12 protein-coding genes and 3 tRNA genes are annotated in these 12,782 nt (G+C 58.7%); 8 read left to right on the top strand and 7 right to left on the bottom strand.

From position 1 onward, the window contains the following. Positions 1-215 precede the first annotated feature (215 nt). The 7 genes from sufA to ACJ8HA_RS06830 all read left to right on the top strand — a co-directional run bounded on the left by sufA (position 216) and on the right by ACJ8HA_RS06830 (position 7,135). Positions 216-587, top strand: a complete 372-nt coding sequence (sufA, locus tag ACJ8HA_RS06860; protein ID WP_004931368.1) for a Fe-S cluster assembly scaffold SufA — start codon at positions 216-218, stop codon at positions 585-587. 14 nt (positions 588-601) lie between these two features. Continuing rightward, entirely contained in the window at positions 602-2,098 is a 1,497-nt protein-coding gene (gene sufB / locus ACJ8HA_RS06855; protein ID WP_025302644.1) for a Fe-S cluster assembly protein SufB, read from the top strand. Between the two features lie 43 nt (positions 2,099-2,141). Then, positions 2,142-2,888, top strand: a complete 747-nt coding sequence (gene sufC, locus ACJ8HA_RS06850; RefSeq protein WP_016927936.1) for a Fe-S cluster assembly ATPase SufC — start codon at positions 2,142-2,144, stop codon at positions 2,886-2,888. Further along, positions 2,863-4,149, top strand: a complete 1,287-nt coding sequence (gene sufD / locus ACJ8HA_RS06845) for a Fe-S cluster assembly protein SufD (protein WP_197812697.1) — start codon at positions 2,863-2,865, stop codon at positions 4,147-4,149. Before sufC ends, sufD begins: the two co-directional genes overlap by 26 nt. Next, positions 4,146-5,372: a cysteine desulfurase SufS gene (sufS, locus tag ACJ8HA_RS06840; RefSeq protein WP_197770177.1), complete on the top strand. Its 1,227-nt coding sequence runs from the start codon at positions 4,146-4,148 to the stop codon at positions 5,370-5,372. The genes sufD and sufS overlap by 4 nt, the downstream gene beginning before the upstream one ends. Before the next feature lie 36 nt (positions 5,373-5,408). After that, positions 5,409-5,825 (top strand): cysteine desulfuration protein SufE, encoded by a 417-nt coding sequence (gene sufE / locus ACJ8HA_RS06835; protein WP_025302647.1) that lies wholly within the window; start codon positions 5,409-5,411, stop codon positions 5,823-5,825. A gap of 296 nt (positions 5,826-6,121) precedes the next feature. Then, positions 6,122-7,135: a L,D-transpeptidase family protein gene (locus ACJ8HA_RS06830; RefSeq protein ID WP_025302648.1), complete on the top strand. Its 1,014-nt coding sequence runs from the start codon at positions 6,122-6,124 to the stop codon at positions 7,133-7,135. A gap of 140 nt (positions 7,136-7,275) precedes the next feature. Here ACJ8HA_RS06830 and ACJ8HA_RS06825 read toward each other — a convergent pair whose 3' ends face one another. From ACJ8HA_RS06825 to ACJ8HA_RS06795, 7 genes are all read right to left on the bottom strand, one after another. Further along, positions 7,276-7,512, bottom strand: a complete 237-nt coding sequence (locus tag ACJ8HA_RS06825) for a major outer membrane lipoprotein (RefSeq protein ID WP_004931354.1) — start codon at positions 7,510-7,512, stop codon at positions 7,276-7,278. A gap of 308 nt (positions 7,513-7,820) precedes the next feature. Continuing rightward, on the bottom strand, positions 7,821-9,233 hold the full coding sequence (pykF, locus tag ACJ8HA_RS06820; RefSeq protein ID WP_025302649.1) for a pyruvate kinase PykF: 1,413 nt from the start codon (positions 9,231-9,233) through the stop codon (positions 7,821-7,823). 393 nt (positions 9,234-9,626) lie between these two features. Continuing rightward, positions 9,627-9,932 (bottom strand): cupin, encoded by a 306-nt coding sequence (locus ACJ8HA_RS06815; RefSeq protein WP_025302650.1) that lies wholly within the window; start codon positions 9,930-9,932, stop codon positions 9,627-9,629. A 121-nt stretch (positions 9,933-10,053) separates the two neighbouring features. Then, positions 10,054-10,130 (bottom strand) — tRNA-Val (locus ACJ8HA_RS06810). A gap of 20 nt (positions 10,131-10,150) precedes the next feature. Further along, positions 10,151-10,227, bottom strand: a tRNA-Val gene (locus ACJ8HA_RS06805). Positions 10,228-10,247: 20 nt separating this feature from the next. Next, positions 10,248-10,324, bottom strand: a tRNA-Val gene (locus ACJ8HA_RS06800). A gap of 181 nt (positions 10,325-10,505) precedes the next feature. Further along, on the bottom strand, positions 10,506-11,882 hold the full coding sequence (locus ACJ8HA_RS06795) for an MATE family efflux transporter (protein WP_043141143.1): 1,377 nt from the start codon (positions 11,880-11,882) through the stop codon (positions 10,506-10,508). Between the two features lie 239 nt (positions 11,883-12,121). On the opposite strand from ACJ8HA_RS06795, the gene ACJ8HA_RS06790 reads away from it, so the two are divergent. Further along, complete coding sequence (locus ACJ8HA_RS06790; protein WP_025302652.1) at positions 12,122-12,772, top strand: riboflavin synthase; 651 nt, start codon at positions 12,122-12,124, stop codon at positions 12,770-12,772. Positions 12,773-12,782 lie beyond the last annotated feature (10 nt).

The following is a 12,782-nucleotide window of genomic DNA, read 5'->3' as shown; positions in this document are numbered from 1 at the left end:
GATAAAGAACAAATTCATAGGGATAGCATGCACACCTTGCCGCCAGATGCCGCAAGCCACCACGGATGTCCCGCTGGCTTGCCGCACGCCGCAGCGAAAAACCGCGCTCGCGGTGGATACCCCCGCAAAACAAACGGTTGAAGTGATAATCGTTATCACTAACATATAAGCAACCCAGATTGGCTGTGGCCAAACACGAGTGTGAGGTAGACCCTATGCAAACGGAAAATGTCGGCACCTTTTCTCTGGATGAAAATGTCTGGCAAGGCATTTCGCTCAGCGACAGCGCCGTACGACAAATAACGAAACTGATGCAGCAGGATCCGCAGGTGAAAGGGCTGCAGCTAGGGGTGAAACAATCCGGCTGCGCCGGCTTTGCCTATGTGCTGGATCTGACCCGCGAACCCGCCGATGACGATCTGCTGTTTGAGCGCGACGGCGCCAAACTCTATGTGCCGCTGAAGGCCATGCCGTTCATCGATGGCACCACGGTAGATTACGTCCGCGAAGGGCTGAATCAGATATTCAAATTCAACAACCCTAAAGCTCAGCATGCCTGCGGGTGCGGCGAGAGCTTTGGCGTTTGAGCGATGCAATCAACATGACACGAAGCAATGTAGAAATGCCTAATGAAGTGCAGGCTTGGGTCAGCGAAGGTCGCTACAAAGAAGGTTTCTTCACCCAGCTGGCAACCGATGAGTTGGCCAAAGGCATCAACGAAGAGGTGGTTCGCGCCATCTCGGCCAAGCGCAACGAACCCGAGTGGATGCTGGAATTCCGCCTCGAGGCCTACCGCGCCTGGCTGCAGATGGAAGAGCCGCACTGGCTGAAGGCCAATTACGAACGCCTTAACTACCAGGACTACAGTTACTATTCGGCGCCGTCCTGCGGCAGCTGCGACGATGCCTGCGGTTCGCAACCCGGCGCCGAGCAGCAACCGGGCGCGGCGACGGAAAAAGATTACCTGACCAGCGAAGTGGAGCTGGCGTTCAATCAGCTCGGCGTGCCGGTGCGCGAGGGCAGCGAAGTGGCGGTGGACGCCATCTTCGACTCAGTATCGGTCGCTACCACTTACCGTGAAAAACTGGCGGAGAGCGGGGTGATCTTCTGCTCGTTCGGCGAAGCGATTCAGGAATACCCGGATCTGGTGCGTCAGTACCTGGGGCGCGTAGTGCCGTCCAACGATAACTTCTTCGCTGCGCTGAACGCCGCGGTGGCCTCTGACGGCACCTTCGTCTATGTGCCGAAAGGCGTGCGCTGCCCGATGGAGCTGTCGACCTATTTCCGTATCAACGCCGCCAAAACCGGCCAGTTCGAGCGCACCATCCTGATCGCCGACGAAGGCAGCTATGTCAGCTATATCGAAGGCTGTTCTGCCCCGGTGCGCGATAGCTATCAGCTGCACGCGGCGGTGGTGGAAGTGATCCTGCATAAAGACGCCGAAGTGAAATACTCGACGGTGCAGAACTGGTTCTCCGGCGGTGAGAGCAAGGGCGGTATCCTCAACTTCGTCACCAAGCGCGCGCTGTGCGAAGGCGCCGGCTCGAAAATGTCCTGGACCCAGTCGGAAACCGGCTCGGCCATCACCTGGAAATACCCGAGCGTGATCCTGCAGGGCGACAATTCGATCGGCGAATTCTTCTCGGTGGCGCTGACCAGCGGCCATCAGCAGGCGGACACCGGCACCAAGATGATCCACATCGGCAAAAACACCAAGTCGACCATCATCGCCAAAGGCATTTCCGCCGGCCACAGCGAGAACACCTATCGCGGCCTGGTGAAAATCCTGCCGGGGGCGGAAAACGCCCGTAACTTTACCCAGTGCGACTCGATGCTGATCGGGCCGGACAGCGGTGCCCACACGTTCCCTTACGTTGAAGCGCGCAACAACAGCGCTCAGCTGGAGCACGAAGCCACCACCTCGAAGATCGGCGACGACCAGCTGTTCTACTGCCTGCAGCGCGGCATCAGCGAGGATGACGCCATTTCGATGATCGTCAACGGTTTCTGCAAGGACGTTTTCTCCGAGCTGCCGCTGGAGTTCGCCGTCGAGGCGCAGAAACTTCTGGCCATCAGCCTGGAACACAGCGTGGGTTAATCGCCGCATTTTTAGCGCCGTCGGCGCTATCTGAGGACACAGCATGTTAAGCATCAAGAATTTGAAAGTCAGCGTGGAAGGCAACGAGATCCTCAAGGGATTGGATCTGGAGATCAAACCGGGCGAAGTGCATGCCATCATGGGGCCGAACGGCTCGGGCAAGAGCACGCTGTCCGCCACGCTGGCCGGGCGTGAAGAGTACGAAGTGACCGAAGGGGAAGTCACCTTCAAGGGCAAGGATCTGCTGGAGCTTGATCCGGAAGACCGCGCCGGCGAGGGCGTGTTTCTGGCCTTCCAGTACCCGGTGGAGATCCCCGGCGTCAGCAACCACTTCTTCCTGCAGACCTCGGTCAACGCGGTGCGCAAATACCGCGAGCAGGAGCCGCTGGATCGCTTTGACTTCGCCGATTTCATCGAAGAGAAAATCGCGCTGCTGGACATGCCGGCCGACCTGCTGACCCGTTCGGTCAACGTCGGCTTTTCCGGCGGTGAGAAAAAGCGCAACGACATTCTGCAGATGGCGGCGCTGGAGCCGGATCTGTGCATTCTCGATGAAACCGACTCCGGTCTGGACATTGATGCGCTCAAGATCGTCGCCAACGGCGTCAATTCGCTGCGGGACGGCAAGCGCGCCTTTATCATCGTCACCCACTACCAGCGCATTCTGGACTACATCCAGCCGGATTACGTACACGTGCTGTCCCAGGGGCGCATCGTCAAATCCGGCGATTTCTCGCTGGTAAAACAGTTGGAGGAGCAGGGCTATGGCTGGCTTACCGACCAACAGTAATTCAAACGCGCTGCAGCAGCTGTATCGCCTGTTCGAAGGCCGCGGTGGCGAGCGTTCGCCGCATGCGCTGGCGCACTGGCAGCAGGCGCTGCGCCTCGGCTGGCCGACGCGCAAGCATGAAAACTGGAAATACACGCCGCTGGAGAGCCTGCTGGAGCAGCAGTTCCTCGAGCCGCAGCCCGCATTGGTGAGCGCAGAGCAGCTCGAGGCGCTGGCGCTCGGCATCGATGCCTGCCGGCTGGTGTTTATCGACGGCCGCTACAGCGCCGCGCTGAGCGATGACGATCTGGGTGATTACCAGTTCGAGTTGACCGCCTACGGCACGCCACAGGCGCTGCCGGAGGCGATCCAACCGGAAATTTTCCTGCACCTGACCGAAAGCCTGGCGCAGGAAACCAGCCTGATTCGCCTGCCGGCCGGCAAGGCCCCGGCTCGTCCGCTGTACCTGCTGCATATCAGCAGCGGACGCGGCGCCAGCGGGGAAGTGAACACCGTGCATCACCGCCATCATCTGGATATTGGGCGCGGGGCCGAGGCGGAAGTGATCGAACACTACGTCAGCCTGGGCGAGGCCGCGCACTTCACCGGCGCACGCCTGACCGCCAACGTGGCGGACAACGCCGGGCTGTTGCACTGCAAGCTGGCGTTTGAGAGCCAGCCAAGCTACCACTTTGCCCATAACGATTTGGTCATTGGCCGCGACGCGCGGGTGAAAAGCGACAGCTTCCTGCTGGGCGCCGGTCTGACGCGTCACAACACCAGCGCGCAGCTGAACGGCGAAGGCGCGAACCTGGTAATCAACAGCCTGGTGCTGCCGGTGGGCAAAGAGATCTGCGATACCCGCACCTATCTGGAGCACAACAAAGGTTATTGCGAGAGCCGTCAGCTGCATAAAACCGTGGTCAGCGATCGCGGCAAGGCGGTGTTCAACGGCATGATCAAAGTGGCCAAGCACGCGATCAAAACCGACGGCCAGATGACCAACCATAACCTGCTGTTGGGGAAGGTGGCGGAGGTGGATACCAAGCCGCAGCTGGAGATCTACGCCGACGACGTCAAATGCAGCCACGGCGCCACCGTGGGGCGCATCGATGAAGAGCAGCTGTTCTATCTGCAGTCGCGCGGCATCGACAAACACGCGGCGCAGCAGATGATCATCTTCGCCTTCGCCGCCGAGCTGACCGAAGGCATCGCCAATGACACCATCCGGGAACGGGTGCTGGCGCGCATCGCCCAGCGCCTGCCGGGGGAGGCTGCATGAGTTATCCGATTGAACGCGTGCGCAGCGATTTTCCACTGCTGACGCGTGAGGTGAACGGCCAACCGCTGGCCTACCTCGACAGCGCCGCCAGCGCGCAGAAACCGCAGGTGGTGATCGACCGCGAGTTGGCGTTCTACCGCCACGGCTATGCCGCGGTGCATCGCGGCATCCACACCCTGAGCGCCGAGGCGACTCAGCAGATGGAGGCGGTGCGGGAACAGGCGGCGCGCTTTATCAACGCCGCCTCGGCGGAAGAGATGGTGTTTGTCAAAGGCACCACCGAAGGCATCAACCTAGTGGCCAACAGCTTTGGCCGCCACCTGCTGCAGCCGGGCGATGCGATTCTCATCACCGAGATGGAGCACCACGCCAACATCGTGCCCTGGCAGATGCTGGCGCAGGAGCGCGGGCTGCAGCTGCGGGTTTGGCCGCTGCAGCCCGACGGCACGCTGGATTTGGCGCGGTTGCCGGAGCTGGTCGACGCGTCCTGCAAACTGCTGGCGCTGACCGAGGTCTCCAATGTGCTGGGCACCGTCAACCCGGTGCGCGACATCATCGCCCGCGCCAGAGGCCTGGCGCCGGATCTGACGGTGCTGGTGGACGGCGCGCAGGCGGTGATGCACCAGCGCGTCGATGTCCAGGCGCTAGACTGCGATTTTTACGTGTTTTCCGGCCACAAGCTGTACGGCCCTTCCGGTATCGGCATGCTGTATGGCCGCCAGGCGCTGCTGCAGCAGATGCCACCGTGGGAAGGGGGCGGCTCGATGATCCGCCAGGTCAGCCTGACGGCGGGCACCACCTTCGCCGATCCGCCGTGGCGCTTCGAGGCGGGTTCGCCGAACACCGCCGGCATCATGGGGCTGGGGGCGGCGTTCGATTACGTCGAAGCCCTGGGTTTGAATGCGATCCACGATTATGAACAGTCGCTGATGCACTACGCGCTCGAGGCGCTCACGCAGGTGCCGACGCTGAAAATCTATGGTCCGGCACATCGGGCCGGGGTGATCGCCTTTAATTTGGGAGAACACCACGCCTATGACGTCGGCAGCTTCCTCGATCAGTATGGCATCGCCATTCGCACCGGCCATCACTGCGCCATGCCACTGATGGCGTTTTATCAGGTGCCGAGCATGTGCCGCGCTTCGCTGGCGTTATATAATACCCGCGAAGAGGTGGACCGGCTGGTGGCCGGGCTGCAACGCATTCATCAGCTATTAGGTTAGGCCGGGGCGCGTCCCCGGCGGTACAAAAGGATCCCCATGGCGAATTTGCCGGACAAAGATAAATTGGTGCGTAATTTCTCCCGCTGTCTGAACTGGGAGGAGAAATACCTGTACGTGATTGAACTTGGCGCCAAGTTGCCGCCGCTGGACGAGGCCGAGCGGCAGGCCGGCAACCTGATTTCCGGCTGTCAGAGCCAGGTGTGGATCGTGATGCGTCTCGATGAGCAGGGGCAGGTCGAGTTTCACGGCGACAGCGATGCGGCGATCGTCAAAGGGCTGCTGGCGGTGGTGTTTATTCTTTATCGTCAATTAACGCCACAACAGATCGTCGATCTCGATGTGCGGCCGTTTTTCGGCGAACTGGCGCTCAGCCAACATCTGACGCCTTCACGCTCGCAGGGGCTGGAGGCGATGATCCGTGCCATTCGCAGTAAAGCGGCGCAGCTGGCCTGATCCTTAACGCCTTTCTCCTCAAGGCTCATTGATATATTCGCTTTGTCAATGAGTCTTTACAATCCGTTGTTTTCCCCAGGAACCATCCCCCAATTCAGTGATATTTCAGCAGCTTACCTATTGACGTTTCGTTGACAATCAACGATGGTGATTACGTTATAACGTGTTGATTTTTAGAGAACTTATTGCCTTTGATGCCAGCGTTGCTAGTATTAATCAGGTATTGTCTGATTTACCCACCGTCGGGCGCTCGTTAGCCTTGGGGGCGAACCGTCATAAAAAATATAGGGATGATAATGAAACGTGCGTTGAGTTTAATGGGCATGGTCTTCGCCACCGTACTGGCCGGCACGCAGGCCGCCAGTGCGACCGAGTACCCGCTGCCGCCGCCAGACAGCCGTCTGATCGGTGAAAACACCACTTATACCGTGCCAAACGACGGCCGTCCGCTGGAGGCGATCGCCGCCGACTACAAGATTGGCCTGCTGGGCATGCTGGAAGCCAACCCTGGCACCGACCCGTTCCTGCCCAAGCCAGGCACGGTACTGACCATTCCGACCCAAATGCTGCTGCCTGACACTAAGCGTGAAGGGATTATCGTCAATCTGGCCGAGCTGCGTCTTTACTACTACCCGAAAGGCGAGAACAAAGTGATCGTCTATCCGATCGGCATCGGCCAGACCGGGATGCACACGCCGCTGGAAGTGACCTCCATCAGCCAGAAGATCCCTAACCCGACCTGGACGCCCACCGCCAACATCCGCAAGCGCTATCAGTCCCAGGGCGTGACGCTGCCTGCAGTGGTGCCGGCCGGGCCTGAGAACCCGATGGGGCTGTTCGCCCTGCGTCTGGCGATGGGGCGCGGTGAATACCTGATCCACGGCACCAACGCCAACTTCGGTATCGGCATGCGCGTCAGCTCCGGCTGCATTCGCCTGCGTCCGACGGACATCGAAGCGCTGTTCAATCAGGTGCCGCGTGGTACACGGGTGCAGGTGATCAACGATCCGGTGAAGATTTCGGTTGAGCCGGACGGCAAACGCTATGTGGAAGTGCACCAGCCGCTGTCGCGGGTAGAAAGCGACGATCCGCAGACCATGCCGATCGCGTTGTCTAAAGCGGAGAAAGCCTTTGCTGCGGATGGTCAGACCGATCGCGCCGTGTTCGATAGCGCGGTTGTACGCCGTTCTGGCATGCCGGTGCTGGTCAACGTAGGGGAGAGCCCGTCTGAGGTGAGTTTAACGCCTGCAGCGGCGCCTGCGGCGAATAAGAGCCCATTCAAGGCAGCGCCAATCAGTTCGGTGAACTAAGTTTGCAAGATTGAGCGGTCGAAGAGGGGTTCAGCGTGCTGAACCTCTTTTTTTGCCCGCTATGCAGGAAAAATCAGTCCAGGATACAGGCGAAAAAAAACGGCGCACAATGTGCGCCGTTTTCAATAACCAAAGCTATCTTACTTTTTGTAAGCGTGAGCTTGGTTGTCCAGACGCTGGTTAGCGCGTGCTGCGTCGTCTTTAGCAGCTTGAACGTCAGAACGCATTGCGTTCACGTCGTTGCTCAGCTGATCAACTTTAGCGTTCAGAGTCTGAACGTCAGAAGACAGTTGATCGATTTTAGCGTTGCTAGAGCAGCCAGCCAGCAGAGTGGAACCCAGGATTACCGCGCCCAGTACCAGTTTAGTACGATTCATTATAACACCCTCTAGATTGAGTTAATCTCCATGTAGCGTTACAAGTATTACACAAACTTTTTTCGAAAGAGAATAATTTTTTAGTGTTGAGGTGCTTTATTTTGATCGTTCGCTCAAACTTGCATCTGGTTTTACAAATTAGTTAAAAAAACGAGGGAAAACAGCCGGCTTCCATGGGACTACTCCGATTCTTTATTAGCTAAATAATGAGCGGTCCGCGGTTGCGTTTTGAGAAAAATAGGTTACTGCTGATAAAAAAAACGCCGCAAAGCGGCGTTTTGATCAAGGCAATTATGTCACGTTTTATATTACAGCACGTGTACCGAGGCAGTGTTGGTGGTGCCGCTCGGCACCAGCGCGCCGGAAACCATCACCACGACGTCGCCTTTTTGCGCCAGGCCGCTGGCCAGCGCGGCTTCTTTACCGATGCGGTAGAAGTCGTCGGTAGAAGCGATTTCCTTGACCATCTGCGGGATGACGCCCTTGCTCAGCACCAGCTGATGCGCGGTAGTCTCATTGGTGGTCAGCGCCAGGATCACCGCGTTCGGGAAGTATTTACGCACGGATTTCGCTGACTTGCCGCCGCTGGTGGCGACGACGATCAGCGGCGCGTCCAGTTTCTCGGCGGTTTCAACCGCGCCACGGCACACCGCTTCGGTGATGCGCAGCTTGCGGCGATCGTTCAGGGAGTCGATGCGGCTTGGCATCACGCGATCGGTGCGCTCGCAGATGGTCGCCATGATGTTGACCGCTTCCAGCGGATATTTGCCCTTGGCGCTCTCGCCGGACAGCATGACAGCATCGGTGCCGTCCAGGATGGCGTTGGCAACGTCGCCGGCTTCCGCACGGGTAGGGCGCGGGTTTTTGATCATGGAATCGAGCATCTGGGTGGCGGTGATCACCACTTTACGCGCACGGTTGCATTTTTCGATCATCATCTTCTGGGCGAAGATCACTTCTTCGACCGGGATCTCCACGCCCAGATCGCCGCGGGCAACCATGATGCCGTCGGACGCTTCGAGGATTTCGTCGAAGTTGTTCAGGCCTTCCTGGTTCTCGATCTTGGAGATGATCTGGATCTGCTCGCCGCCGTGCGCTTTCAGGTGCTCGCGGATCTCCAGCACGTCGGAACGTTTACGGATGAAGGACGCCGCCACGAAGTCGACGCCTTGCTCGCAGCCGAAGATCAGGTCGCGTTTGTCTTTTTCGGCCAGCGCAGGCAGCTGGATGGACACGCCCGGCAGGTTGACGCCTTTGTTCTCGCCCAGATCGCCGTTGTTCAGCACCTTACAAACGACTTCGTTCTCGGTCACGTTGGTGACTTCCATGCCGATCAGGCCGTCGTCAACCAGCACGGTGTTACCGATCTTCAGGTCGGCGGCGAAGCCGGCGTAGGTGACCGCTACGCGATCGCTGTTGCCGATCACACTCTGGTCGGTGGTGAAGGTGAAGGTTTGGCCGGCGACCAGCGAGGCGTCTTTACCGCCTTCCAATTTCATGGTGCGAATTTCCGGGCCTTTGGTATCCAGCAGGATGCCGGCGTTGATACCGGTTTTCGCCATCACGGCGCGCATGTTCTTGATGCGGTTGCCGTGCTCTTCATAGTCGCCGTGAGAGAAGTTGAGACGCATCACGTTCATGCCCGCATTGAGCAGGTTGGTCAGCATTTCTTCCGATTCGGTTTTTGGACCGATGGTACAAACAATTTTGGTCTTTTTCATGGCGGAGTTTTCTACAAGTTGTGATGGATAAAAAAACGAATTTGACCGGCGCTATTTACGCCGATAGGGAATTTGAGCCGTGCCTGGTGGTGAAAAACATAGTTAAGGATAGGTGACGACAGTTGAAGTGGGGCGGAAAAATTCAGCCCGCGCGGGGGCGCGGAGATGCTGCGCAACGGGGTGAGATGAAATCGTGTTGTTATTGCGTTTTCGCAGATCAAGGGCTGAAACCATTCAACTGATAGACGTTGCGCATTATAAAGGCTAAGCGGCGGGAAACAAAATAAAAAACCGCAGCGGTGTGGCGGATATGTCAAAACGGGGGCAAATGTGGCGCAAATGCAACGCGTTGCGTACAGCTTGTTGCGCAAATAACCTTGCTGTAAATACGGCTTAGCGCGTTTGCGGGATTTCCAGCAGCACGCCGGCGCTCAGGCAGAAGCAGCCGCTGGCGACGTTGGCCGGCAGGATCAGGCTCTCGCCGGCCCGTACTGTCCGCGTATCGCCGCCGAGGGTGAACTCGAATTCACCCGATATCACCCGGGTTTGCAGCGCATGCGGGGGCTTTTGCAGTTGGCCAAAGGCGCCGGCCTCGAAACGCACTTCCGCCGCCGGCGAACCGTCGCTCATCACCCCTTCACGGCGGGCAAGGCCATTGTCGAGCGGTAAAAAGGCGGTTTTGGCGGTGAAGGTGGTCATGTGGCGTTCCTGATGGTGGATGGCGGTAGTTTGGCGCAATCGACATGAGAAATCGAGCGGTCGAGCAGAGACGAAACAACGGGAAGTATAACGCGATAGGGGGAGAGATAAATCAGCAATATGGTGCGTCCGAGTGGACTCGAACCACCGACCCCCACCATGTCAAGGTGGTGCTCTAACCAACTGAGCTACGGACGCACTGCACTGCTTCTGGAATTTGGTGCGTCCGAGTGGACTCGAACCACCGACCCCCACCATGTCAAGGTGGTGCTCTAACCAACTGAGCTACGGACGCACTGTACTGCTTCTGGAATTTGGTGCGTCCGAGTGGACTCGAACCACCGACCCCCACCATGTCAAGGTGGTGCTCTAACCAACTGAGCTACGGACGCATCTTTTCCTGTCTGTCATGGCTGACAGCGGGGACGAATATTAACGAGCTACCTGCGCGCTGGCAAGGGGAAAAGCGCAATTTTATTCGGTATTTCACGCGATTGCTGAGGTTGTGCGCAGTCCGGCGTTTTTTTCCGCAAACCGCAGCCCGGCCGGGGATGAAACCGGCCGGGAGCGGATTCAGCGCGTGGATCGCTGCAGAATGACGGCGGTCGGCTGTTTCTGCAGCCAGCGCATACGCAGCGCCATCATGATGGCGGCGAAGGTCAGGCCAATGATAAAGCCGATCCAGAAGCCGCTTGGCCCCATTGCCGGCACCACCACGTCGGTTAACGCCAGCAGATAGCCGCTCGGCAGGCCCAATACCCAATAAGCGATAAAGGTGATGAAGAAGATCGCTCGGGTGTCTTTATAACCACGTAGCACGCCGCTGCCGATCACCTGGATCGAGTCCGAAATTTGGTACAGCGCCGCCAACAGCATCAGCTGCGAGGCCATAGCCACCACCGCCGGGCTGTCGTTGTACAGCAGGGCGATCGGTTCGCGCAAGGTGGCGGTAAACAGCGCGGTGCAGACGGCCATGGTGATGCCGACGCCGATGGCGGAATAGGCGGCGACGCGCGCGCCTTCGACCGAGCCTTCCCCCAGACGATAACCGACGCGGATGGTGGCGCCGACGCCCAGCGACAGCGGCAGCACGAACATCAGCGCGCTGAAGTTAAGCGCGATCTGGTGGCCGGCGACCGCGACGATCCCGAGCGGCGAAACCAGCAACGCCACCACGGCGAACAGCGTGACTTCGAAGAACAGCGCCAGCGCCACCGGCATGCCGATGCCGATCAGGCGCTTCAGCGCCGCCCAGTCCGGGCCGCCGAGATCGCCGGCCTGGCGTTTGATGTCGCGCTGCGACGGCGCGCGCTTCACGTACCAGCGCATCATCAGGAACATGATCCAGTAGACGCTGCCGGTGGCGACGCCGCAGCCGACGCCGCCGAGTTCCGGCATGCCGAACTTGCCGTAGATGAAGATGTAGTTGATCGGGATATTCACCAGCAGGCCGAGGAAGCCGATCACCATGCCGGGCTTGGTTTTAGACAACCCCTCGCACTGGTTGCGCATCACCTGGAAGAACAGGTAGCCCGGCGCCCCCCACATGATGGCGTGCAGGTAGCCGACGGCTTTATCCGCCAGCTGCGGATCGATGTTGTGCATCATGTCGATGACGAACTTGCAGTTATACAGCACGACGATCAGCAGTACGGAGACGCCGGAGGCCAGCCAAAAACCCTGGCGCACCTGATGGCCGATACGATCGCGGCGGCCGGCACCGTTGAGCTGAGCGATAACCGGGGTCAACGCCAGCAGCAGACCGTGGCCGAACAGGATGGCCGGCAGCCAGATTGAGGTGCCGACCGCCACCGCCGCCATGTCGGTGGCGCTGTAAGCGCCGGCCATGATGGTATCCACCACGCCCATAGCGGTTTGCGATATTTGCGCGATAATGACCGGGATAGCGAGAGCCAATAAACTACGCGCTTCAATTAAGTACTTCTGCACGCATACACCTTTTCTATTTATATATGTGGGAGGGAGGGCTGCCGCGAGAGGACAACAATTAAAATAGCGGAATTTTGTCAAAAAGATTGTACCTGCTCGGCGTCGTTAAGCAAACGCCGCAGATAAATAGTTATTAAATGCGCAGCCATTCCTTTTTTACCGTCGCGGATTTGGTTTTCAGCGCCAACTGGGGCAAACTGCCGGTAGCGTTTTAACCTATTTAGCAAGAAGAGGCACATATGTTCACCGGTATCGTACAAGGCACCGCGCCGCTGGTCGCCATTGATGAGAAACCCAATTTCCGCACCCACGTGATCGAAATGCCTACCGAGCTGCTGCCGGGGCTGGAGCTGGGCGCGTCGGTGGCCCATAACGGCTGCTGCCTGACCGTCACCGCGGTGGAAGGCAACCGCGTCAGCTTCGATTTGATCAAAGAAACGTTGCGCCTGACCAACCTCGGCGATCTGGCGCTGGGCGACATCGTCAATATCGAGCGCGCGGCGAAGTTCAATGATGAAATTGGCGGCCATTTGATGTCCGGCCATATTATCTGCACGGCGGAGGTGGCCAAGATTTATACCTCGGAAAATAACCGGCAGGTATGGCTGCGCATGCCGGATGCGGAATTGATGAAATATGTGCTGCACAAAGGTTTCATCGGCATCGACGGCATTAGCCTGACCATCGGCGAAGTGGTGAATAACCGTTTCTGCGTGCACCTGATCCCGGAAACGCTGGATCGCACCACGCTGGGTAAAAAACGCCTCGGCGACAAGGTGAACATCGAGATCGATCCGCAAACGCAGGCGGTGGTGGACACCGTCGAGCGCGTGCTGGCCAACCGGGAAGCGACGCTGGCGGCGGCGGTGGCGCCGGCGCACAAAGACTGACAGCGATTCA

The organism is Serratia sp. CY33802, assembly GCF_052169095.1.
Lineage (GTDB): Bacteria > Pseudomonadota > Gammaproteobacteria > Enterobacterales > Enterobacteriaceae > Serratia > Serratia bockelmannii.
Note: the sequence above shows the minus strand (reverse complement) of the source record. Positions and strands in the feature narration are given on the sequence as shown.